This window comes from Actinomadura verrucosospora (assembly GCF_039540335.1).
GTDB classification, from domain to species: domain Bacteria; phylum Actinomycetota; class Actinomycetes; order Streptosporangiales; family Streptosporangiaceae; genus Spirillospora; species Spirillospora verrucosospora.
In genome coordinates this window covers 1-23288 of record NZ_BAABEV010000041.1, presented here as the reverse complement: position 1 = coordinate 23288, position 23288 = coordinate 1, and the positions used below count along the sequence as shown (strand labels likewise).

The 23288-nt window shown below is 72.1% G+C and carries 20 protein-coding genes; 11 read left to right on the top strand and 9 right to left on the bottom strand.

Going from position 1 to position 23288, the window contains the following annotated elements:
- Window positions 1-52 precede the first annotated feature (52 nt).
- The 3 genes from ABD944_RS32640 to ABD944_RS32630 all read left to right on the top strand — a co-directional run bounded on the left by ABD944_RS32640 (window position 53) and on the right by ABD944_RS32630 (window position 2411).
- Window positions 53-523 (top strand): hypothetical protein, encoded by a 471-nt coding sequence (locus ABD944_RS32640; protein WP_345183260.1) that lies wholly within the window; start codon window positions 53-55, stop codon window positions 521-523.
- 80 nt (window positions 524-603) lie between these two features.
- On the top strand, window positions 604-1758 hold the full coding sequence (locus tag ABD944_RS32635; protein WP_345183258.1) for a sensor histidine kinase: 1155 nt from the start codon (window positions 604-606) through the stop codon (window positions 1756-1758).
- Window positions 1755-2411 (top strand): response regulator, encoded by a 657-nt coding sequence (locus ABD944_RS32630; RefSeq protein WP_345183256.1) that lies wholly within the window; start codon window positions 1755-1757, stop codon window positions 2409-2411. The genes ABD944_RS32635 and ABD944_RS32630 overlap by 4 nt, the downstream gene beginning before the upstream one ends.
- A 70-nt stretch (window positions 2412-2481) precedes the next feature.
- On the opposite strand, the gene ABD944_RS32625 is transcribed toward ABD944_RS32630, so the two are convergent.
- A complete protein-coding gene (locus ABD944_RS32625) occupies window positions 2482-3672 on the bottom strand; it encodes an NAD(P)-dependent malic enzyme (protein ID WP_345183254.1) in 1191 nt (396 codons plus the stop codon).
- Window positions 3673-4030: 358 nt separating this feature from the next.
- Between ABD944_RS32625 and ABD944_RS32620 the strand changes: the two genes are divergently transcribed.
- The 4 genes from ABD944_RS32620 to ABD944_RS32605 all read left to right on the top strand — a co-directional run bounded on the left by ABD944_RS32620 (window position 4031) and on the right by ABD944_RS32605 (window position 7721).
- On the top strand, window positions 4031-4942 hold the full coding sequence (locus ABD944_RS32620) for an ABC transporter substrate-binding protein (RefSeq protein ID WP_345183252.1): 912 nt from the start codon (window positions 4031-4033) through the stop codon (window positions 4940-4942).
- A 4-nt stretch (window positions 4943-4946) separates the two neighbouring features.
- On the top strand, window positions 4947-5858 hold the full coding sequence (locus ABD944_RS32615) for an amino acid ABC transporter permease (RefSeq protein ID WP_345183250.1): 912 nt from the start codon (window positions 4947-4949) through the stop codon (window positions 5856-5858).
- Between the two features lie 65 nt (window positions 5859-5923).
- The gene (locus ABD944_RS32610; RefSeq protein WP_345183371.1) at window positions 5924-6676 is read left to right on the top strand and encodes an amino acid ABC transporter ATP-binding protein; all 753 of its coding nucleotides are present in this window, start codon (window positions 5924-5926) and stop codon (window positions 6674-6676) included.
- Window positions 6677-6752: 76 nt separating this feature from the next.
- Window positions 6753-7721 carry a zinc-binding dehydrogenase gene (locus ABD944_RS32605; protein ID WP_345183248.1) on the top strand — a complete coding sequence of 323 codons (969 nt, stop codon included), beginning with the start codon at window positions 6753-6755 and terminating at the stop codon, window positions 7719-7721.
- Between the two features lie 33 nt (window positions 7722-7754).
- On the opposite strand, the gene ABD944_RS32600 is transcribed toward ABD944_RS32605, so the two are convergent.
- The 6 genes from ABD944_RS32600 to ABD944_RS32575 all read right to left on the bottom strand — a co-directional run bounded on the left by ABD944_RS32600 (window position 7755) and on the right by ABD944_RS32575 (window position 15708).
- Entirely contained in the window at window positions 7755-8477 is a 723-nt protein-coding gene (locus tag ABD944_RS32600) for a PadR family transcriptional regulator (RefSeq protein WP_345183246.1), read from the bottom strand.
- Window positions 8478-8481: 4 nt separating this feature from the next.
- Window positions 8482-9303 carry a DUF4097 family beta strand repeat-containing protein gene (locus ABD944_RS32595; RefSeq protein ID WP_345183244.1) on the bottom strand — a complete coding sequence of 274 codons (822 nt, stop codon included), beginning with the start codon at window positions 9301-9303 and terminating at the stop codon, window positions 8482-8484.
- A 336-nt stretch (window positions 9304-9639) separates the two neighbouring features.
- The gene (locus ABD944_RS32590; RefSeq protein ID WP_345183242.1) at window positions 9640-9816 is read right to left on the bottom strand and encodes a DUF6104 family protein; all 177 of its coding nucleotides are present in this window, start codon (window positions 9814-9816) and stop codon (window positions 9640-9642) included.
- 72 nt (window positions 9817-9888) lie between these two features.
- Window positions 9889-13551 (bottom strand): multifunctional oxoglutarate decarboxylase/oxoglutarate dehydrogenase thiamine pyrophosphate-binding subunit/dihydrolipoyllysine-residue succinyltransferase subunit, encoded by a 3663-nt coding sequence (locus ABD944_RS32585; protein WP_378188539.1) that lies wholly within the window; start codon window positions 13549-13551, stop codon window positions 9889-9891.
- Between the two features lie 513 nt (window positions 13552-14064).
- Window positions 14065-14736: an AIM24 family protein gene (locus ABD944_RS32580; protein WP_179833163.1), complete on the bottom strand. Its 672-nt coding sequence runs from the start codon at window positions 14734-14736 to the stop codon at window positions 14065-14067.
- 63 nt (window positions 14737-14799) lie between these two features.
- Window positions 14800-15708 (bottom strand): glutathione S-transferase family protein, encoded by a 909-nt coding sequence (locus ABD944_RS32575; protein WP_345183235.1) that lies wholly within the window; start codon window positions 15706-15708, stop codon window positions 14800-14802.
- Between the two features lie 153 nt (window positions 15709-15861).
- Here ABD944_RS32575 and ABD944_RS32570 point away from each other — a divergent pair, with 153 nt between their 5' ends.
- The gene (locus tag ABD944_RS32570; RefSeq protein WP_345183232.1) at window positions 15862-16551 is read left to right on the top strand and encodes a DedA family protein; all 690 of its coding nucleotides are present in this window, start codon (window positions 15862-15864) and stop codon (window positions 16549-16551) included.
- Window positions 16552-16564: 13 nt separating this feature from the next.
- Here the strand turns inward: ABD944_RS32570 and ABD944_RS32565 are convergent, their stop codons facing one another.
- Window positions 16565-17629, bottom strand: coding sequence for an NAD(P)H-dependent amine dehydrogenase family protein (locus tag ABD944_RS32565; RefSeq protein WP_345183230.1), 1065 nt, complete (start codon window positions 17627-17629; stop codon window positions 16565-16567).
- A gap of 245 nt (window positions 17630-17874) precedes the next feature.
- Here ABD944_RS32565 and ABD944_RS32560 point away from each other — a divergent pair, with 245 nt between their 5' ends.
- On the top strand, window positions 17875-18777 hold the full coding sequence (locus tag ABD944_RS32560) for an SDR family oxidoreductase (protein WP_345183228.1): 903 nt from the start codon (window positions 17875-17877) through the stop codon (window positions 18775-18777).
- 4 nt (window positions 18778-18781) lie between these two features.
- Window positions 18782-19579 carry an enoyl-CoA hydratase/isomerase family protein gene (locus ABD944_RS32555; RefSeq protein ID WP_345183226.1) on the top strand — a complete coding sequence of 266 codons (798 nt, stop codon included), beginning with the start codon at window positions 18782-18784 and terminating at the stop codon, window positions 19577-19579.
- Between the two features lie 263 nt (window positions 19580-19842).
- Here ABD944_RS32555 and ABD944_RS32550 read toward each other — a convergent pair whose 3' ends face one another.
- Entirely contained in the window at window positions 19843-20685 is an 843-nt protein-coding gene (locus ABD944_RS32550; RefSeq protein ID WP_345183224.1) for a sirohydrochlorin chelatase, read from the bottom strand.
- A 349-nt stretch (window positions 20686-21034) separates the two neighbouring features.
- On the opposite strand from ABD944_RS32550, the gene ABD944_RS32545 reads away from it, so the two are divergent.
- Window positions 21035-23288: sensor histidine kinase (locus ABD944_RS32545; protein ID WP_345183222.1), on the top strand; the 2254-nt coding region annotated here is incomplete at its 3' end.

Here is a 23288-nt window from a genome sequence, read left to right as displayed (position 1 = left end):
GTCTCTCATGTCGCTTGGAAACAGTCATCGAAATGGTGCCGGCGGGTCTCCGGTGAAACCGGACGCGCTGGTCAACGCGGGGCTCGGCGTGGTCTTCGCCCTGGGCATCGCCTTCACGGCGTTCATGCTCATCCGCAGCTGGGGCGGCGCCTACTGGCTTTACACCACCGCCGTCGCGGTGGTGATGGGCGGGCTGGCGCTGATCCGGCGGAGGCGCGCCTGGCCCGCGGCCGCGGGCGTCGCCGTGGCGGCCGGTGCGGTGGGGGTCTCCATGGCCGCCGGCCTGCCGCAGGAGCCGTCGCCGGTGGCGGGCCTGGCCCTCGCCGTGCTCATCGGCTCCTCCCTCAGAGCGCTGCCGGTGCGGCCGGCCGCCGCCATCGCCGCGGGCGGCGCCGCGGTGATCGCGCTCGCATGGGTGTCGGGTCCCACGTCCTCCACGGCCTCGCTGGCCCTGGCCACGGTGATGGTGGCCGGCGCTCTCGTGGCCGGGCCGCTGCTCCGCGCGTTCGCCCCGGTCCGGTAGCGATGGGACGCGACGAGGGCGGGGCGGGCGCGGATCCGTCCGGGTGCGCCGCCGGGCGGGGCGTCGATAATCTGGCCCGCATGACCGATCCGGGCGCGTGGGGCCGGGGCGCCTCCGTGGCCGGGCTGGGCGTCGTGCTCCTCGCGGCGATCACCGCGCAGGCCGTCGCCATCGCGGGGAGCTGGGGTTCCTGGTACTGGGTCCCGGGCTGCGTCGCCGCGGCGGCGGTGTGCGTCCCGGCGCTGCTGGGGCTGCGCCGGCCGCTCCGGCCGGCGGTCGCGGCGTTCGGCCTCGCGGTGGCGGCCATCGCCGGCGTCCGCGCGGCCGGTCCCGACCTCCCCGCCGAGCCGAGCCCGGCGATGGCCCTGGGCCTCGGGGTGCTGACCTGCTCCGCGCTCCGGCACCTCCCGCCGGCGCCGGCCGCCGCCGTCACGGCCGCCGGACCGGCGGTGATCATCGCCGGTCAGCTCGCCGCCGGCCCGCCGCCCGCGGGCGTCGCGGCGGTGACGGCGCTGGACGGCCTGGTCTGGCTGGCCGGCGCCGGCGCCGGGCTGGCGCTGCGGCTCCTGGACGCGCGGGCGCCCGGGGCGGCCGCGCAGGTCCGCCGGGCCGAGCGGCTGGAGCTGGCCCGGGAGCTGCACGACGTCGTGGCCCACCACATCACGGGCATGGTGGTCCAGGCGCAGGGCGCCCAGGTGGTCGCCCGCCGGGACCCGGAGCAGGTGAGCGGGTACCTCGGCGAGATGGAGGCCGCGGGCACCGAGGCCCTGGCCGCGATGCGGCGGGTCGTCGGGCTGCTGCGCGACGCCGACGACGCGGCGCCGGCGTCCCCCGGGCCGGAGCGCCTGGGCGCGCTGGTGGAGCGGTTCCGCCGGCAGGGCCCGGAGGTGCGGCTGAGCATGCCGGACGGGAACGCGGACGCCGCGTGGCCGCCGGAGGTGACCACCACCGTGTACCGCGTCGCCCGGGAGGCGCTGACGAACGTGCTGCGGCACGCGCCCGGGGCCCGCTCCGTCACGGTCACCGTCGAGCAGGGCCCGGAGGGCGTCACCGTGGAGGTCGCCGACGACGCCCCGGCGGCCCCGGCCCGGCACCCCCATCGCGGCGGCTACGGGCTGGTCGGCATGCGCGAGCGCGTCGAGTCGCTGGGCGGTTCGCTGGCCGCCGGACCGCGGCCCGGCGGCGGCTGGTCCGTCCGGGCGGCGCTGCCCGTCCCCGCGGGGCGGTCCCGGTGACCATCTCGGTCCTCCTCGCCGACGACCAGGCGATGGTCCGCCGCGGGCTGCGGCTCATCCTCGAGGACCAGCCCGACATCACCGTCGTCGGGGAGGCGGTCGACGGGGTCGAGGCGGTCGACCTGGCGCGGCGGCTCCGACCGGACGTGTGCCTGGTGGACATCCGGATGCCCCGGCTCGACGGCATCGCGGTGACCCGCGCGCTGGCCGGCCCGCAGGTGCCCGACCCGATGCGGGTCGTCGTGGTCACCACCTTCGACCTGGACGAGTACGTGTACGGGGCGCTGCGCGGCGGTGCGTGCGGCTTCGTCCTCAAGGACGCGGGGCCCGCGCTGCTCGTCGAGGCGGTCCGCGCCGCCCGCAACGGCGAGGCGCTGGTCTCGCCCTCCGTCACCGTCAGGCTGCTGCGGCACCTGGCGGCCGCCTCGGCGCCTCCGCGCGCCGAGCGGCCCCCGCCCCTGTCGGAGCGCGAACTCGACGTCGTCCGGGCCCTGGCGCGCGGCCTCACCAACCAGGAGATCGCCGCGGAGCTGTTCATCTCGTTGAGCACGGTCAAGAGCCACCTGGCGGGCATCCAGGCCAAGCTGGGGGTGCGGAACCGCGTCGGGATCGTCACCTGGGCGTGGGAGAACAACCACGTGGAACCGTCCTGACGCGGCCCGGCCGCCCCTCCGACCGCCAAGCGGCCCGTGTTCCGGTGCGGAACACGGGCCGTCGGGAAGATCAGATGCGGGCGACGCCCTCCTCGCGGGCCTTGGCGGCCACCGCGGCCGTGACGGCCGGGGCGACGCGGTCGTCGAACGGGCCGGGGATGACGTAGTCGGCGGTCAGGTCGTCGCCGACGATGCCGGCGAGGGCGTTCGCCGCCGCCAGCTTCATCCCCTCGGTGATGGTGTGGGCCCGGACGTCCAGCGCGCCGCGGAAGATGCCGGGGAACGCCAGCACGTTGTTGATCTGGTTCGGGAAGTCGCTGCGGCCGGTCGCGACGACCTTGGCGTGCCTGCGGGCGACCTCGGGGTGCACCTCGGGGGTCGGGTTGGAGAGCGCGAAGACGATCGCGCTGTCCGACATCGTGGCGACGCACGACTCGTGGACGGTGCTGCCGGACAGGCCGATGAACACGTCGGCGCCGCGCAGCGCCTCCTCCGTGGAGCCCTTCAGGTGCGAGCGGTTGGTGATCGCGGCGATGCGCTCCTTGACGGGGTTCAGGCCGTCGCGCCCCTCGTGGATGATGCCCTTGCTGTCGGACAGGGCGATGTCGCCGATGCCCGCCTCGATCAGGATCTGCGAGACCGCGATGCCGGACGCGCCCGCGCCCGCCACGACCGCGCGCAGCTCCGACAGCGGCTTGCCGACGAAGCGCGCCGCGTTGGTGAGGGCGGCGAGCGCCACGATCGCGGTGCCGTGCTGGTCGTCGTGGAAGACGGGGATGTCGAGGGCGGCGCGCAGCCGGTCCTCGATCTCGAAGCAGCGGGGGGCGCTGATGTCCTCCAGGTTGATGCCGCCGAAGCTCGGCGCCATCCGGATCACGGTGTCGACGATCTCGTCGACGCCCGTGCAGTTCAGCGCGATCGGCACGGAGTCGACGTTCGCGAACTCCTTGAACAGCAGCGACTTGCCCTCCATGACCGGCATGGACGCCGCCGGGCCGATGTCGCCGAGCCCGAGCACCGCGGTGCCGTCGGTCACGACGGCGACGACCTTGGAGGTCCAGGTGTAGTCGTAGGCCAGCTCGGGGTTGTCGGCGATCGCGGTGCACACGCGGGCGACGCCCGGCGTGTAGGCCAGCGAGAGGTCGTCCTTGTTGCGGACGGGGATGGTCGAGCGCATCTCCAGCTTGCCGCCGCGGTGCAGCGGAAAGGCCGGATCGTCGTCCAGTGAGGGCGGTTCAGTGGGAATGGGCTGAGCAGCCACAGCGACCCCTGTCTGTGAAAGTTGGCTTTCTTGAGATGCCGCCGCGTGGTGGTGTGGTGTGGCCGGTCACCCGGTGGATCTCGCGACGCACGGGGGTCACCCGTTGTCTGATTGTGCCACAGGGGGCCGGACCCGCCCGGAGGCCGGGGTGGGTGGTGACCGTCACGTGACCGTGCCCACACGGTGGTGGGTCGGTCGCGTTGCGTAGGGCATACCCCTTGAGCACTGGCGGATCCGGGTTCGCCTCGTTGCGTGATTGTTTCGCACCCTTTATCCAGATCAGGGACGTTGTACGCCAAACTATGCACCTGACCTTCGGATCTACGCGGATCCGACGAAACCACCAGGAGGGGGACCAGTGAACACCGGTTCTCTGCGCCGCCGCGCCGTCGCGGCGAGCGCGCTCGTACTGACGGGCGCGCTCGCGCTGTCCGCATGCGGCGACAGCAACGACTCTGGCGACTCGGGCTCCGCGGCCTCGAACACGAGCGTGGACAGCAAGCTCGCCGCCATGGTCCCGGCCGCCATCAAGAGCGACGGGAAGATCTCGATCGGCACGGACGCCTCGTACCCGCCCAACGAGTCCGTCGACCCGGCCTCCCAAAAGATCGTCGGATGGGACGTCGACCTCTTCAACGCCGTCGCCGCCAAGCTCGGTCTGAAGACCCAGTACAGCAACGCGGGCTTCGACACGATCATCCCCGGCGTCCAGTCCGGCAAGTACGAGGCCGGCGTCTCCTCCTTCACCGACACCAAGGAGCGCGAGGGCGCCGTCGACTTCGTCACCTACTACTCGGCCGGGACGTCCTGGGCCGTGCTCAAGGGCAACCCGAAGGGCGTCAACCCCGACGACGCCTGCGGCAAGTCCATCGGCGTCCAGCAGGGCACCGTGCAGGTCGACGACCTCGCGGCGCGCAGCAAGAAGTGCACCGACGCGGGCAAGCCGGCCATCAAGAGCGTCGTCCGCAAGCAGCAGACCGAGGTCAACAACGACCTCGTCGCGGGCAAGGTCGACGGCATGGCCGCCGACTCGCCCATCGTCGGCGACGCGGTGAAGAAGACCGGCGGCAAGCTGGAGATCATCGGTCAGACCTACGACACCGCGCCCTACGGCTACGCGGTCGGCAAGAACTCCGGCCAGCTCAAGGAGGCCATCCAGGGCGCGCTCAAGGCTCTGATCGCCGACGGCACCTACAAGAAGATCCTCACCGACGCCGGTGTGGAGACCGGCGCCATCACCGAACCGAAGATCAACGGGGCGCAGAGCTGATCGCATGACGGTCGACAACGACGCCGGCAAGGGACGGCCTGAGGCGATCAAGGCCGTTCCCGTCCGGCATCCGGGGCGCTGGCTCGGGGCGGCGGTCGTCCTCGTGCTGGTCGCCATGTTCGTCCACTTCCTCCTGACCAGCAAGGCCCTCGACTGGTCGGAGCAGTGGAAGTACCTGTTCTCGGATCCGGTGCTCAAGGGCGTCCGGAACACGGTCTGGCTCACCCTGGCGGCCATGGTCGGCGGTGTCGTGCTCGGCATCGTGCTGGCGCTGATGCGGCTGTCGGCCAACCCTCTGCTGAGCGGTGCCGCCTGGGTGTACCTGTGGTTCTTCCGCGGCACGCCGCTCTACACGCAGCTGCTCATCTGGGGCGCGATCGGCACGCTGTTCCCGACGGTCGGGATCGGGATCCCCTTCGGTCCCGAGTTCGAGACGTGGAAGACGCAGGAACTGGTCAACGCCGCGCTCGCGGCGGCGCTCGGGCTCATCCTCAACGAGGCCGCCTACATGGCCGAGATCGTCCGGGCCGGCATCCTGTCGGTGGACGAGGGCCAGCAGGAGGCCGCGAGCGCGCTCGGCATGTCCCGGATGCAGACGATGCGGCGGATCGTGCTGCCGCAGTCGATGCGGGTCATCGTCCCGCCGACGGGCAACGAGGCGATCTCGATGCTGAAGAACACTTCGCTCGTCGTGGCCGTCCCGTACTCGGAGCTGACCTTCACCGCGCAGACCATCTACGCCAGCACGTACAAGATCATTCCGATGCTGGTGATGGCCTGCCTGTGGTACCTGCTCATCTCCTCGGTCATGATGATCGGGCAGTTCTACCTGGAGCGGTACTACAGCCGGGGCACCAGCAAGGGGGCGGAGGCCAGGCAGCGGCTCCGCTTCCGCGGCGGAGGAGGCGGCCAGTGAGCGGAGGCGAGGAGATCGTGGGCGACGCCCCGGCCGGCGTCCCGGAGCCCGCGAGCGGCGGGCTGATGGTCAAGTCCGAGGCGGTGCACAAGTCGTTCGGGCGCCTCGAGGTGCTGAAGGGCATCGACCTGGAGGTCAAGCCGGGTGAGGTGATGTGCGTCGTCGGACCGTCCGGCTCGGGCAAGTCGACGTTCCTGCGCTGCATCAACCACCTGGAGAAGATCAACGCCGGGCGGCTGTGGGTGAACGGCCACCTCGTCGGCTACCGGGAGTCGGGCGGCAAGCTCTACGAGCTGCGCGACCGGGAGGTCGCCGCCCAGCGCCGCGAGATCGGCATGGTCTTCCAGCGGTTCAACCTCTTCCCGCACATGACGGCGCTGGAGAACGTCATGGAGGCGCCGGTGCGGGTGAAGCGGCAGCCGAAGGGGGAGGCGAGGGAGCGGGCCGTCGCCCTGCTCACCCGGGTCGGCCTCGGCGACAAGGTGAGCAGCTACCCGGCGCAGCTGTCCGGCGGGCAGCAGCAACGGGTCGCGATCGCGCGGGCCCTCGCCATGGAGCCCGCGCTGATGCTGTTCGACGAGCCCACCTCCGCGCTGGACCCCGAGCTCGTCGGCGAGGTCCTGGAGGTCATGAAGCAGCTCGCCCTCGACGGCATGACCATGGTCGTGGTCACCCACGAGATGGGCTTCGCCCGCGAGGTCGGCGACTCCCTGGTCTTCATGGACGGCGGCGTCGTGGTCGAGGAGGGCACCCCGCGGGAGGTCCTCGGCAACCCCAAGCACCCCCGGACGCAGGACTTCCTGTCCAAGGTGCTGTGACACCGGGCGCGCGGCCCGTCCCCGACACGCCGGGGGCGGGCCGTTCCGCTCGCCGGCTGGCGGTTAGTGTGCGTTCATGTTCGCTGTCACGGCCACACAGATCGACGCAGACCATCCGCTGAACGGGCTCACGCTGGGGGAGCGGCCCGACCCCGAGGTACCGGACGGCTGGACGACCGTCACGGTGAAGGCCGCCGCGCTCAACCACCACGACCTGTGGTCGCTGAAGGGCGTCGGCCTGCCCGCCGACCGGCTGCCCATGATCCTCGGCGGCGATGCGGCCGGGGTGGACGAGGACGGCAACGAGGTCATCGTCCACTCGGTGATCGGCGACCCGGACCGGGGCGGCGGCGACGAGACCCTCGACCCCAGGCGGTCGCTGCTGTCGGAGGTCCACCCCGGGACGCTCGCGGAGAAGGTGGCGGTGCCGCGCCGCAACCTCGTCCCCAAGCCGGCCGAGCTGTCGTTCGAGGAGGCGGCCTGCCTCCCCACCGCCTGGCTCACCGCGTACCGGATGCTGTTCGGCAAGGCCGGGCTCCAGCCCGGCGGGTCCGTGCTGGTGCAGGGCGCGGGCGGCGGCGTCGCGACCGCGGCGATCGCGCTGGCGGCCGCCGCCGGCTACCGCGTCTACGCCACCAGCCGCAGCGAGGCCAAGCGCAGGCGCGCCGAGGAGATCGGGGCGGACGCCGCCTTCGAGACGGGCGCGCGGCTGCCCGAGCGGGTCGACGCCGTGATCGAGACCGTCGGCCAGGCGACCTGGTCGCACTCGCTGAAGTCGCTGCGCCCCGGCGGGCGCGTCGTGGTGTCGGGCGCGACCAGCGGCCAGGTGCCGCCCGCCGAGCTGAACCGCGTGTTCTTCCTCCAGCTCCAGATCGTCGGCTCCACGATGGGGACCCGCGACCAGCTGGAGCGGCTCGCGCGGTTCCTGGTCAAGACCGGCGTGCGGCCGCAGATCGACCGCGTCCTGCCGCTCAGCAGGGCGGAGGAGGGCTTCGCCGCGATGGCGGAGGGCGACCTCTTCGGAAAGATCGTCTTCACGCCCTGACGCCGTGGGGGAGGCCGTGGCCGGGGCTCCCGGTCACGGCTCCCGGTCGAAGATCTCGTTCCGCAGCCGCTCGCGCGCCTCGTCGAGGACGGCCTGCGCCGCGGCGAGGTCGTCGTCGCCCAGCCGGGCGTTCTTCGCGGACCCGCGGACGTCCTCGACGAACCGGCGCAGCAGGCGCTCCAGCTTGAGGCGGGCGACGTCCTCGCGGGTCCCGGTCGCCGTCTTCCAGGCGTCGTCCCAGTTCTGCCGCCACTCCTCCTTCCACGCCTGCGTCTGCTCCCGCCAGTGCTCCTTCTGCCGGCGCCACTCGTCCTTCTGGCGCTCGGTGGTCTCCTTCCACGCGTCCTTGGACGTGGCCTTGCCCTGGTCGCGCATCGTCCGGGCGGCCTGCGTCAGCTCCTCGCGCAGCGTCCGGACGGTCTGGCGGACGTCCTCCTGCACGCCGCGCGCGAACTCCTGCGCGGAGGCGGCGATCTCATCCTCCAGTTCGGCCAGCTCGTCCATCCGGCGCTCCAGCTCCTCGCGTCCCTTGTCGGTCAGCGAGTACACCTTCTTGCCCTTGACCACCTCATGGGTGACCAGGCCCTCGGCCTCCAGCCGGGCCAGCCGCGGGTAGATGGTGCCGGGGGAGGGCGAGTACACCCCGAGGAACCGGTCCTGCAGGAGCCGGATCACCTCGTAGCCGTGCCGTGGGCTCTCCTCCAGCAGCTTGAGCAGGTACAGCCGCAGGCGACCGTGGCCGAAGACGGGGCTCACGTCGTCACTTCTCCATTCGGGGTGTGGTGATCTCCGGGGCGTCGTCGTCGCGGCCGAGGAGGGCGATCGTGCCGGAGACCGTGTTGACCGCGACCCGCCCCGAGCCGTCCCCCATCTTCCCGCTGACGGAGCGCGACACGGCGCGTTCCTGGCGGTCGAACGGGAAGGACGTCTCGATCCGCCCCGCCGCCGAGTTCAGCGTCACCCGCGCGTCCGTGGACGCCGGGACGCGCAGCGCCACCTCGCCCGAGACCGTGTTCACCTCGACGCCGCCGCTGCCGGACAGGTCGACGTCGGCGGCGATGCGGCCGCTGACCGTCCGCGCCGCGAGCCGCTCGACGGACGCCCCGGCAAGCGTCAGGTCACCGGAGACGGAGGTGAACGACACCGTCCCGTCCAGGCCCTGCGCCTCGACCGCGCCCGAGACCGTGTTCGCGTCGATCGCGCCCGCCACCCCGTCGAGCGTCACCTCGCCCGAGGCGCTCTTGATCGACGTGCGGGCCGTCGTGCCGGTCACCACCGCGTCGGCCGACACCAGGTTGAGGCTGACCGGGCAGTCGTGCGGGACGGTCACGGTGACCTCCGCGCGGACCCGCTGGTTGCGCAGCCAGCCGAGCACGCCCTCCCAGATCTTCTCGTGGGTGACGGTCAGCATCCCCGCCTCGTGCGTGACCACCAGCGGCGGCCCCTCGACGCCGCCCACCATGATGGAGGGGCGCTCGTCGGAGGCGAGCACCGACACGCTGCCCGCGATCAGCGTGACCCTCAGTGCGACCACGCCGTCGAAGTCGAGGGTGGTCGGTTCGTCGATCGTCCAGCGCGACATCACGATGTGCCCTTCGTCCGAGAGGCCTGCCGTCAGTTAACACGATATGTCGCGTCTTTGAGAAGTCAAGACATATCGCGTTACCCCGGAGGTGGGTCCGGGCCCCGAAGTGACTGACCGGCGCCCTCCGCTCCGCTGGCGCTACGCTCCGGTCGCCGGTGGTGCGCCTTCTGGGGGCGGACCCCCAGCCCCCCGAAGTGACTGACCGGCGCCCTGCGCTCCGCTGGCGCTCCGCTCCGGTCGCCGGTGGTGCCCCCTCTGGGGGCGGACCCCCAGACCCCCCGAAGAGACTGACCGGCGCCCTCCGCTCCGCTGGCGCTCCGCTCCGGTCGCCGGTCAGTCCTCTTCCTCGTCCAGGCGGGCGAGCCAGGTGGCGAGGCGCTCGACGGGGGTCTCGAACTCGGGGTTCAGGTCGACGAACTCGCGGAGCCGGCCCGCCAGCCACTCCAGGCTGACCTCCTCGGCGCCCCGCCGGTCCGCCAGCTCCTCGATCCCGCGGTCGGTGAAGTACATCGCGTCCCCTCCCCATGGACGCCGAGGGCCCCGGCGCGGTGCACCGGAGCCCTCGGATCGATCAGTACCGCTCTACTTCTGCTCGCCGAACAGGCGCGCGAGCAGCGCCTCCTGCTCCGCCTGGTGCAGCTTGTTCGACCCCACCGCCGGGGACGAGGACGCCGGGCGAGACACCCGCGACATCTTCAGCCCGTCGATGTGGCGCGGCAGCTTCAGCGCCATGAACGGCCAGGCGCCCATGTTGGCGGGCTCGTCCTGCACCCAGACGACCTCGACGTCGGCCGGGTACTTGGCCAGCTCCGCCTTGATCTCGTCGACCGGCGGCGGGTAGAGCCGCTCGACCCGCACGACCGCGGTGTCGTTCGCGCCCGTCGCCTCCCGGGCCTTCACCACCTCGTAGTAGATCTTGCCGGTGGTGAGCAGCACCCGCCGCACGCCCGCCGGGTCGATCGCCGGGTCGCTCTCCGGGATCACCGGCTGGAAGGCGCCACCGGTGATCTCCTCGACCGGGGACGCGGCGGCCTTCAGCCGCAGCAGCACCTTCGGCGTGAACACGACCAGCGGCTTGTGCCGGTTCGACAGCACCTGCCAGCGCAGCAGGTGGAAGTAGTTCGCCGAAGTGGTCGGGTAGGCGACCGTCATGTTGTCCTGCGCGCACAGCTGCAGGTACCGCTCGATCCGCGCGGACGAGTGGTCGGGCCCCTGGCCCTCGTAGCCGTGCGGCAGCAGCAGCACGACGCCCGAGTGCTGGCCCCACTTCTGCTCGCCGGAGGAGATGTACTCGTCCACGATCGACTGGGCGCCGTTGGCGAAGTCGCCGAACTGGGCCTCCCAGCACACGAGCGCGTCGGGCCGGGTCATCGAGTAGCCGTACTCGAAGCCCATCGCGGCGTACTCGCTGAGCAGCGAGTCGTGCACGTAGAACTTCGACACGCCCTGCCCGAACTGCTTGAGCGGCGTGTACTCCTCGCCCGTCCTGCGGTCGACGAGCACCGCGTGCCGCTGGCCGAACGTGCCGCGCCGGGTGTCCTGACCGACGAGCCGCACCGGGTGGCCGTCGATCAGCAGCGAGCCCATCGCCAGCAGCTCGCCGGTCGCCCAGTCGATCGCGTCGTCCTCGATCATCTGGGCGCGGCGCTGCAGGATCGGCTGGAGCCGCGGGTGCGGCGTGAAGCCCTCCGGCAGGCTGACCTGGGTGTCGATGATGCGCTTCACCGTCTCCAGCGGGATCGCCGAGCCGGCGCTGCCGTGGTCGATCGGGATGCGCTCCTCGACGTCGGGCTTCACGACCGAGCCCGGTTCGAGGGGCTTCTTCACGGCCTCGCGGGTCTCGGTGAAGGCCCGCTCCAGCTGCTCCTGGTAGTCGCGGAGCGCCTGCTCGGCCTCCTCCACCGTGATGTCGCCGCGGCCGATCAGGGCCTCGGTGTAGAGCTTGCGCACGGACCGCTTGGCATCGATCAGGTCGTACATCAGCGGCTGCGTGAACGAGGGGTTCTCGCCCTCGTTGTGGCCGCGCCGCCGGTAGCAGATCATGTCGATGACGACGTCCTTCTTGAACGTCTGCCGGTACTCGAACGCCAGCCGCGCCACCCGCGCGCACGCCTCGGGGTCGTCGCCGTTCACGTGGAAGATCGGCGCCTGGATCATCCGCGCCACGTCGGTGGCGTAGACGCTGGAGCGCGAGTACTCCGGCGCGGTGGTGAAGCCGACCTGGTTGTTGATGATCACGTGCACGCTGCCGCCGGTGCGGTAGCCGCGCAGCTGCGACAGGTTCAGCGTCTCGGCCACCACGCCCTGCCCGGCGAACGCGGCGTCGCCGTGGATCAGGATCGGCAGCACGGTGAAGCCGGCCTCGCCGACGTCCAGCAGGTCCTGCTTGGCGCGGACGACGCCCTCCAGCACCGGGTCGACCGTCTCCAGGTGGGAGGGGTTCGCGACCAGCTCGGTGTGGATCTTGGAGCCGTCGCCGGCGACGAAGTCGCCGGACGCCCCGAGGTGGTACTTCACGTCGCCGGAGCCCTGGGCGCTGCGCGGGTCGAGGTTGCCCTCGAACTCGCCGAAGATCTGCCCGTAGGACTTGCCGACGATGTTGGCGAGGACGTTCAGCCGGCCGCGGTGCGCCATGCCGATGACGACCTCGTCCAGGCTGGCCTTGGCCGCCGCCGAGATCACCGAGTCGAGCAGCGGGATGACCGACTCGCCGCCCTCCAGGGAGAACCGCTTCTGCCCGACGAACTTCGTCTGCAGGAACGTCTCGAAGGCCTCGGCGCTGTTCAGCCGCCGCAGCACGTGCAGCTGCTCCTCGCGCGAGGGCTTGTCGTGCGGGACCTCGACGCGCTCCTGGATCCAGGCGCGCTCCTCCGGGTCCTGGATGTGCATGTACTCGATGCCGACCGTGCGGCAGTACGCCATCCGCAGCACGCCGAGGATGTCGCGCAGCTTCATCGTCGGCTTGCCGCCGAACCCGCCGGTCGCGAACTCGCGCTCCAGGTCCCACAGGGTGAGGCCGTGCTTGAGGATGTCGAGGTCGGGGTGGCGGCGCTGCTTGTACTCCAGCGGGTCGGTGTCGGCCATCAGGTGGCCCCGGACCCGGTAGGCGTGGATCAGCTCGTGGACGCGGGCGACCTTGGCGACGTCGTCCTCGTGGGTGGCGGAGATGTCCTTGACCCAGCGCACCGGCTCGTACGGGATGCGCAGCGCCTCGAAGATCTCGTCGTAGAAGCCGTCCTCGCCGAGCAGCAGCTGGTGGATGCGGCGCAGGAAGTCGCCGGACTGCGCGCCCTGGATGATCCGGTGGTCGTAGGTGGAGGTCAGCGTCATCACCTTGCTGATCCCCATGCGCGACAGGGTGTCGCTCGACGCGCCCGCGAACTCGGCCGGGTACTCCATGGCGCCGACGCCGATGATCGTGCCCTGGCCGGGCATCAGCCGCGGCACCGAGTGGACGGTGCCGATCGTGCCCGGGTTGGTCAGGCTGATCGTGGTGCCCTGGAAGTCCTCCAGGGTGAGCTTGCCGCCGCGGGCCTTGCGGACGATCTCCTCGTAACCGGCCCAGAACTGACGGAAGTCCAGCGTCTCGGCGGCCTTGATGCTCGGCACCACGAGCTGGCGCGAGCCGTCGTCCTTCTGCAGGTCGATGGCCAGCCCGAAGTTCACGTGCTCCGGCCTGATCAGCACCGGCTTGCCGTCCACCTCGGTGAACGCGGCGTTCATCTCGGGCATCGCGGTCAGGGCCCTGACGATCGCGTACCCGATCAGGTGCGTGAAGGAGACCTTGCCGCCGCGCCCGCGCTTGAGGTGGTTGTTGATGACGATGCGGTTGTCGATCAGCAGCTTGGCCGGGACGGCGCGCACGCTGGTCGCCGTCGGCACGCCGAGGCTGGCCTCCATGTTGGTGGCCGTCCGGGCGGCGACGCCGCGCAGCCGGACCTCCTCGGCCCCCGCCGGCACCGGCGGGGGCGCCGGCTTGTCCGTCTTCGGGGCCTTGGCGGCCGGCTTGGCCGGAGCCTTCGGCGGCGCGGCCGGTGGCTGCGGTGTCGGCGGAGCGGCCGCCGTGCCGTTGGCGGCCTTCGGGGCCGCGCCGTCGGCCTGGGGGATGGCGGACACGGGCCGGCTGCCCGGCTGGTAGTCCGCGAAGAAGTTCCACCAGGCTTCGTCAACGGAGTTGGGGTCGTCGAGGTACTTCTGGTACAGCTCGTCGACCAGCCACTCGTTGGCGCCGAAATCGGTCAGCATCGGGTCGGCACTAGTATGCGACGACTCTGTCGACACGGCGGAGATCGCCCTCTTCCGCAGCTCGCAGGTAAGTTCTGAGACGCATCAAGGCTACTCGCACTTACCCCCGCACCACGCCAGCGCGTCGCAACCCCGCCCACACCGCCCCGTCCATTGGCTGAACCGGCCGAAGGCAGGGCCGTGCCTTCGGCAAGAATCACCAACGCGCTCCCCCTCCTGAGCCCACGCGCCGACCTCGACGGTTGCGATCGCGTCCGAAGGCAGGTTCGAGCGAAGCGAGAACCGCCCGCACGGCAAGCGATGCCCGCCGACTGGGCCCCACTACTGCAACGACCTCAGCGGTCACGGCAACCGGCAAACGACCCGGACACCCGCGATCGCGTCCGAAGGCAGGTTCGAGCGGAGCGAGAACCTGATCGCGCAGCGAGCCGCAAGGCGAGCCGGAGCGATGCCAGCGATCGCCCGCGTTTTTCGACGATGGAGGGCCGCCAGGCCCGAAGGAGGAGAAAAATGCTAGTGAGTATGCGGGGCGACGGTCGGGCCTTCGGAGGCCTGGATGAGGACGAAGCCCTGGCCCTGGTAGGCGAGCTGCATCGCTTCGCCGCTGCCGCGGCCGATGAGGGCGCTGGCCTTGAAGGTGCGGTTGACGCCGACCTGGAGGCTCGTGCTCCACGCGACGGCGGACTGGCCGTCGGCGAACGTGGGGGCGCGGCCGCAGTCGAGCATCACGGGGGTGCCGTGCGTGGTGAGCGCCACCCAGCCGGTGCCCTGGAGGGTGGTGTTGAACAGGCCGCCCGCGGCGATGCCCGCGCCCTGGACGCGCTGGATGTCGGACTGGAGGTGCGAGTCGTAGGCGAGGATGTTCTTGCCGTTGACGGTGATGCCCTCGTTCTCCAGGTAGAACAGGTGGATGTCGTCGGCGTCGTTGGCGACGAACAGCAGGCCCTGGCCCTTGACGCGCATGAGGGGGACGCCCTCGCCGGTCAGGGCCTTCTTCATGAACTTGCCGATGCCGCCCGCGCCCTCGTAGTCGAACTCCATCTGCCCCTGGAAGGCGACCATGGAGCCCTGCCGGGCGAGGACGTCGCCGTTCAGGTGGACCCGGAGCATCTTGGAGTTCTGGAGGGCGAAGTGGCCGGGGAGCTGCTGTCCCTGTTCGAGGTTGCCGAAGAACTGGCTGCGCATGGTGGGGTCGTGCCTCTCGTGGGGGATTACTGGAGATGCGCCAGCATAACCAGGGAGAAGCGGTCAACGTCCCCGGTCATGCGGGGCGGTCCAGTCCACGAGCGGGCCCTTGGCGACGACGCCTGAGGGGTTGATGTTCCGCTGGGTCACGTAGTAGTGCCGCTTGATGTGGTCGAAATTCGTGGTCTCGCCGAACGCGGGGTTCGAGTACAGGTCGCGGGCGTAGCCCCACAGGTTCTCGTAGTCGGCGAGGCGCCGCAGGTTGCACTTGAAGTGGCCGTGGTAGACGGCGTCGAAGCGGGCGAGCGTCGGGTAGAGCCGGACGTCGGCCTCGGTGATCTCGTCGCCGAACAGGTAGCGGCGCGTGGACAGGCGCTCCTCCAGCCGGCCGAGGGTGTCGAAGAGGGCGTCGAAGGCCTCCTCGTAGGCGCCCTGCGAGGTGGCGAAGCCCGCCTTGTACACGCCGTTGTTGACGGTCTGGTAGACGAGCTCGTTCAGCTCGTCGATCTCGGGGCGCAGCGCCTCGGGGTACAGGTCGGGCGCGCCGGGGCGGTGGTGGGCGGTGAACTCCGTCTCGAACATCGTGGTGATGTTCGGGAAGTCGTTGGTGACCAGGCGCTCGGTCTCGGTGTCCCAGACGCAGGGCACGGTGTAGCGGCCCTGGAACGCCGGGTCGGTGGACAGGTACAGCTCGGAGAGGAAGACGGCGCCGGTCACCGGGTCGCGGTCGGGGAACCGCCAGCCCCGCTCGTCCCGGATGGGGTCGACGACGCCGACGCCGATCGCGTCCTCCAGGCCGAGGAGCCGCCGCACGATCAGGGTGCGGTGCGCCCACGGGCACGCGTAGGAGACGAAGAGCCGGTACCGCCCGGGCTCGGCGGGCAGTCCGCTCGACCCGTCCGCCGTGATCCGCTCGGTGAACCGGTTCGCCTGACGGACGAAGCGGCCTCCCTCGACCTCCTGGACGCTCATGCCCGTCTCCCTCCGAAGTAGGTGAGGACGGCCCCCGGTCCGGCACCTGAGGGCGATCCGGATACGGGAACCTCGCGGCTACCATAACCGTCGGTATCCAGTGTGAAACGGCCGCGACGGCCGACCGGCGGATCGACGAGGTGGCGGGGGTCCATGCTCGAGCAGTTCAACGCCCTGGTGGACGGCCTTCCACCGGCGATGATCTATCTGATCATCGCGGCGCTGGTGTTCGCGGAGGCCGCGCTGTTCGTCGGCTTCGTGTTCCCCGGCGAGACAGCGATCGTGGTCGGCGGCGTCCTGGCCAGCCAGCACGTGCTGTCGCTGCCGCTGCTGCTGGTCGTCGCGGTGGTCGCCGCGGTGGCCGGCGACTCCGTCGGCTACGAGATCGGTCGCAAGTACGGGCCGCGGCTGCTGGACGTCAAGATGATGCGAAGACACCGGTCGAAGGTCGCGGCCGCGCAGGACATGATCCGCCGCCGCGGCGCGTTCGCGGTGTTCATCGGCCGGTTCACGGCGCTGCTGCGGGCGCTCATGCCGGCGCTCGCGGGCAGTTCGCGGCTGCCGTATCCGAAGTTCCTGCTCTTCAACGTCATCGGCGGCGTCACGTGGGTGGTGACGTTCACGCTCGGCGGCTTCTTCGCGGGCACGGCGTTCGAGCACGCGGCCAAGCTCGCGGGCCGGGGCCTGGCCATCGGGCTGGCGGCGGCGGCCGTCGTCGCGCTGGTGGTGTGGAGCGTCCGCAGGCACCGCCGCGAGGCCCGCGAGGAGGCCGAGGCCCAGGCCTCCGAGGACGTCGCCGGGGACGGCGAGGAGGCGGAGTCGGCGCCGACGCTGCCGTCCTGACGGGCGGGCGCGTTCAGAGGTGCATCCGCCCGCTGATCATCGGCAGGTCCAGGTAGGTGCGGATGCCGGGGTCGGCCCCGCACACGGCCGGGACGGAGTTCAGCGCGTGCGCGGACGCGGCGGAGATCGCGTCGCGGACCCACTCCTCGCCGGCCGTCAGCGTGAGCGGCGGCCGGCCGTCCACGCGCAGCGAGTACCCGGGCCGCCCCCACACGTCGGGCATCCGCGCGGCGTCGGCCTTGTGCACGATCTCCACGGTGATCACCGGCCGGCCGGCGGCGAAGCCGTTGAACGTCCAGCGGTCGGCGGCGACCGTGCCGCGCGGGATCGGACCGGCGGCGGTGGCGAGGTCGGCGCCGGCCAGCCGGTGGTCGACGTCCACGTCGATCTCGTCGAGCTCGACGCCGAGCCCGGCGGCGACCAGGTGCAGGCTCTCGGAGAACAGCGTCCGCATCGCGGCCCGGTGGGGGCGCAGCGCGCGGAGGTACTCCTCCTCGTCCTTGCCGAACCCGAGCAGGTCGTGGACCAGACGCCAGGACGGGTGCCGGGCGAAGTCGGAGCACTCGCGGGCGTAGACGTGGGTGATCCGGCGCGACAGCCGCGACAGCACCAGCGGCATCACGTCGGCCATGAAGCCGTGGCTGACGCCGCTGCCGTGCACCGACACTCCGCCCCGCTTGCAGGCCTGCTCCAGCTCGTTGACGAAGAGCGGGCCGTGCGCCCGCGGGTAGACCAGCCCGGTGAGGGAGACCAGGTTCTTGCCGGACGCGAGCAGCGCGCAGATCGTGTCCAGCTCGGCGAACCGGTCGGACTTGGGAGTCGGGGCGTAGAGGACGCAGTCGGCGTCCAGGCCGAGGATCTCGCCGAGGTCGCCGGTCGCGGCGACGCCGACCGGGTCGCGCCCGGCGAGCGTCCCGGCGTCGGAGCCCACCTTGGCGGGGGTGTGCACCCACGCGCCGGCGAGCTCCATGTCGTCGCGGTCGAGGACGCCCCGGATCGCGCTGCGCCCGAGCGCGCCCGTCGCCCACTGCACCACCCGGTAGCGGCGGCCGGGTGCGGACGCGGTGGCGGTGCTCATCGCACGAGACCTCCGTTGCTCCTCGTGATGCCGACGGGGGAGGAGACTACGCGGTGGGCACGGAGGGAATTGCGGCAAATGGCGCAACTTCCTCGCATGTCCCATCGTACGCAGGACTGGTCCGGCGTCCAGCCGGGAAGGAACCCGGGGGCCGCGGCCGAGCGGGATTCGGTTTAGTGGTACCACTGGGTAACCCCTTGATGATTACCTGGGGGCGTAGTCGGTGCGATGTGAGGAGACACGAGATGTCGGAACTGCGCTACGACGGCCGCGTGGCGGTCGTGACCGGGGCTGGTCACGGCCTCGGCCGGCAGCACGCGCTGGAGCTCGCCGCGCGCGGCGCCAAGGTCGTCGTCAACGACCTCGGCGGTGACCGGACCGGTACCGGCGCCTCCGCCGGCCCCGCCCAGGAGGTCGTGGACGAGATCAGGAAGAACGGCGGCGAGGCCGTCGCGAACCCCGACAACGTCGCCACCCCCGAGGGCGCGCAGGCGATCGTGAAGACCGCGCTGGACGCGTTCGGCAAGGTCGACATCGTCGTCAACAACGCGGGCATCCTGCGCGACAAGTCCTTCAAGAACATGTCGGTCGAGGAGTTCGACTCGGTCATCGCCGTCCACCTGCGCGGCTCGTTCCTGGTCTCCAGCGCCGCCTGGCCGCACCTGCGCGAGCAGGGCTACGGCCGGATCGTGAACACCTCCTCGCCCGCGGGCCTGTTCGGCAACTTCGGCCAGGCCAACTACTCCACGGCCAAGATGGGGCTGGTCGGGTTCACCAAGACCCTCGCCCAGGAGGGCGCCAAGTACAACATCAAGGCCAACGCGATCGCCCCGGTCGCCTGGACCCGGATGACCGAGGACCTGCTGCCCGCCGACTTCGCCGACAAGCTCGGCGTCGAGCAGGTCACCCCGCTCGTGGCCTACCTCGTGCACGAGTCCATCGAGGACTCCGGCCAGGTCTACACGGTCGGCGGCGGCCGGATCGCGAAGATCTTCGTGGCGGAGGGCCCCGGCTACGGGCAGAAGGAGACGCTGTCGGTCGAGGACGTCCGGGACAACTGGGCGGCCATCGGCGCGGCGGAGCCGCTGACCGTGTTCGGCAACGTGGGCGAGCAGATGGGCCCGCTGATCCAGCAGCTCACGTCCTGAGCCGTTGGCCGGGATCGAGCTCGACCGGCGGGACGGGGTGCTCACGATCACCCTGTCCCGTCCGGAGCGCCTGAACGCGGTCGACGGCGCGCTGACCGAGGAGATGCTGGACGTCCTCAACGGGCTGATGCGCGACCCGTCCGCCCGGGTGGTCGTGCTGACCGGCGCGGGCCGCGGCTTCTGCTCGGGCATGGACCTGCAGGGCGGCGACCCGGGCGGCGCGTCCGGGGAGGGCCGCGTCCAGCGGCTCTACCGGGGCATCGCCCGGGGCGGCGAGGTCACCGCGCGGCTGCGGGAGATCCCGCAGCCGGTGATCGCGGCGCTGCACGGCCCCGTCGCGGGCATGGGCGTGTCCTGGGCGCTGGCCTGCGACCTGCGGGTCGCCGACCCGACGACCCGTTTCGTCGTGCCGTTCGTCGACCTCGGGCTCTCGGCCGGGGACTGCGGCCTGTCCTGGCTGCTGCCGCGCCTGGTCGGGCCGGCGAAGGCCGCGGAGGTCTGCTACCGGGCGCAGCGCCTGGACGCGGCGCGCGCCGACGCCCTCGGCCTCGTCACCGAGATCGCCCCCGAGGGCGGGGACCTGGCCGCCGCCCAGGCCCTCGCCGACGAGCTGCTCGGCAGGTCGCCCTACGGCCTGAGCCGCACGAAGGAACTGCTCAACGCGTCCCTGGACGTTCCCGGTCTGCGGCGGCAGCTCATGGCGGAGACGGCCGTGCAGACGCTGGCCTTCTTCAGCGAGGACCTCGCCGAGGGAATGGCGGCCGCGCTGGAGAAACGCCGTCCGGAGTTCAAGAACCGTTAGCCCTGGAACCGCCGGAGGGGCGAAGAGCCGCTTCCCGGCGGATCGCCGGCGCCGTGACCGGCCCAAGGGGGTGAGCCCCCCTTGGGCCAGGGCCGGTCTCGAATGGCCCCGGCCACGTGCGCGAACGCGTGATCTGCCCGGTGTCGCGACGCCGAAGGCGAGCGATACCGGGCAGATCGCGAAGCGATGCCGCGTTCGCCAAGGCCGGGTCACGTAGCGAGCCGTCAGGCGAGCGAAGTGGGCCGGGACTTCGAAGACACGGGTCAGTCGGCGAGTGCGGTGGAGAGCGCCTCGACGTAGCGGAGGGCGGCCAGGCGGGCCAGGGCCGGGTGGGCGCCCAGGGGCGCGGAGTGGGCGGAGCCCACGGCGGCGGCGGCCGCCCCGATCAGCGCGGCCTCCGGCTCGGGCCCGATCAGGTGCGGGGCGACGGCGATGGACGCCGCGCCGGCCGCGCGGAGCTGCTCGTAGGCGGCCTTCACCGACGCCTCGTCGTTCAGCGAGGCGGTGAAGACGGGGGCCGCGAGCCGGGAGGCCAGGAGCACGCCGGTGACCTCGGCCTGCCGGACGGCGGCCGCGTCGCCCGGAGTGGCGACGATCACGCCGGACGCGGCCGTCACCATCGTCATCAGCCTGATCCGGTCGGCGCGGGCGAGCCCCGCGTCGGCGAGCCGGTCGTGCAGCGCCTCGGCGATGAGCGGGTGCGGGCCGAGCGGCTCGGCGGCGACGGTGCGCACGGGCGCGGCCGCGACGGCGGCGCGCACGGCGGCGTCCAGCGCCGGGTCGGGCCCGGTGGACAGCGGCACCACCACGGCCGCGAGCTCGTCGCCCTGCTGCCGGATCGAGGCGAGCACGGCGTGCAGGCTCGCCTCGTCGCCCTCCAGGTGCCCGACGTGGGCGGGCTGTCCGGTGTGCTCCAGCTCGACGAGACGGGCGAGCTCGGCGGCGAGGTCGGTGCCGGCCCGCCGGGCGGGTCCGGGGACGGCGAGGACGAGCGTGGGGGATCCGGGGGGCAGCAGGAAGGATTCGTCGCCGCGGTGACGGCCGCCGCGGGGTGTGCGGCGCCGTCGCGACGGCAATGCCTCGGATGCCTGGCTTTCGGGACTCACGGCGGGCATCGTAACGCCCTCCGGCCCGGGAGCCGTCCTCCCGGCCCGGCCGTCGTCGTTGCCTGTAGGAATCGCTGATCTCCTTCCCGGACCGGTCGCGGCGCGAGCGGTGGTGAAGAAGCAGAGTATGGCGCATTGTCGCTGAGCGACAGGGGGAAATGAAGCAAATTGTCCGGATTTGCCGCTATCCACTTGCGCCGGGTTCGACAAGATCGTCTTGCCTCCGCACATCGCCGCAGGTGGCAAGGAATTACGGCAATACGGCCGAATGCCGTCAAAGGGGTTGCGGGAGCGTTGCCGGCGGCCTTTATGATCCAGGGGCCCTCCGTGCCGGAACGTTCGAGGTCACATGAAATCCCCCCGTAGGCGGTCGATCCGCTCGAAGGTCACCGCGCTGCTGCTCGTGCCGCTGCTCTCGCTCGTGGCGCTCTGGGGATACGCCGCGATCGGCACCGGCCGCGACGCGCTGGCGCAGCGCCGCTACCACACCCTCGACCGCGTGTTCGCGCCGAGCGGCCAGGGCGTCCTGGTCGAGCTGGGCAAGGAGCGGCTGGCCTCGGCCGTGTTCCTCAGCACCCCGCGCCAGACCGCGGGCGGCATCCCGGCCGCCCTGGTGTCGCAGCGCACGCACGTCGACGCGGCCGTCGAGAACTTCCGCCGCAAGGCCACCTCGGCCGCCGCGCTCAGCGCCACCAACGCCGAGATGGAGTCCCGCGTCGCCGCGGTCCTGCGGGCGCTCGGCGGGCTCGGCGGGCTGCGCGCCGCGGTGGACGCCCGGTCCGTCGACCGGTTGGCCGCGGTCAACGGGTACGGCACGATGGTCGACAACATGCACCGGCTCTACGACAGCCTCGTCGCCATCGACGACGCCGCGCTCTACGACTGGACGCAGTCCACCCGGCACGCCGGCCGCGCCATGGAGCTGCTGCAGCGCGAGAACGCGCTGGTCGCCGGCGCGTTCATCACCAGGGGCCGGATGACGGCGGCCGAGCACCGCATGTTCGTGGAGATGGTCGGCGAGCAGCGCTGGCAGTGGACCAAGCAGCGCTCGCTGCTCGACCCGCTGGTCTACCGGACCGGCACCGCGCAGGTCTTCGCGTCCCCGCAGTACCAGACGTTCAAGGCGATGGAGGACCGGATCGCCGACGCCGACCCGCGCCGGCCGATCCCCGTCCAGCCCGCCGAGTGGCAGCAGACGGCGCAGCCGCTCGTGCTGTCGGTCAACACGATGGTGCTCGGCAACTCCAGGCGCGCCGGGGAGCACGCCGACGAACTCGGCCGCGAGGCCTACCTCCGGCTCGCCGCCGTCGGCGGCCTCGGGCTGCTGTCGATCCTGCTGTCGGTGCTGCTGTCGCTGCGGTTCGCGCGCGGGTTCGTCCGCGAGCTGGTCGGGCTGCGCGGGTCGGCCGAGGAGCTGGCCGAGCAGCGGCTGCCCGGCATCGTCGAGCGGCTCGGCCGCAACGAGAGCGTCGACGTCGCCGCGGAGGCCCCGCCCCTGGACGCCGGCCGGACCGCCGAGGTCGCCCGGCTCGCCGAGGCGTTCGCCAAGGTGCAGCGGACCGCAGTCGACGCCGCCGTCGGCCAGGCCGAGCTGCGCGCGGGCGTCAGCCGCATCTTCCTCAACATCGCCCGCCGCAACCAGTCGCTCCTGCACCGCCAGCTGACGCTGCTGGACGGCCTGGAGAGCCGCGCCGAGGCCGACGACCTCGAGGACCTGTTCCGCATCGACCACCTCACCACCCGCATGCGGCGGCACGCCGAAAGCCTGATCATCCTGTCCGGCGCGACGCCGGGCCGCGGGTGGCGGCGGCCGGTGCGCTTCGCCGACGTGCTGCGCGCCGCCGTCTCGGAGATCGAGGACTACACCCGCGCGACGGTGCTGACCGACTCCGAGGACGGCCTGGTCGGCGCGGCCGTCACCGACGTCGTGCACCTGCTGGCCGAGCTGATCGAGAACGCGGCGGCGTTCTCCCCGCCCAACACCGAGGTGCGGGTGATGGCCGAGCGGGTCGGCACCGGGTTCGCGGTGGAGGTCGAGGACCGCGGCCTCGGCGTGCGGCCGGAGCAGCTCGCCGAGGCCAACCGGCGGCTCGCCGAGCCGCCCGAGTACGACCTGGTCGACACCGACCAGCTCGGGCTGTTCGTCGTCGCGCGCCTGGCCGCCCGCCACGAGATCACCGTGACGCTGCACCGGTCCCCGTACGGCGGCGTCACCGCGATCGTCCTGTTCCCGCACGAGCTGGTGGTGCCGGCCGAGGAGATGGCCGCCGGGACGGCGCCGCCCGCGGACGGGCCGCGGGACGAGCCCGCCGCCCTGACCGGGACCGCCGTCGACCGCCCCCCGGAGGGGGAGCCGATGTTCATGGCCGCGCCCGTCCCCGAGGGGGTCGTCCCGCTCCGCGACCCCGGCGCCCCGCAGGATCTTCCCGCCCTTCCCGCCGACGGCCGGGACCCGTGGCAGCGGAACGCTCCAGGGCACCTGGAGGGCGCCGGCGGCCACCTGGAGGCGCCCCCCGCGCTGCCCGCGCTCACCGGCCCCGCGGCGCCCGCCGCGAGCCCGGCGCCCGCCGTGCCCGCCGCGCCGTGGGGCGTCCCATGGAAGG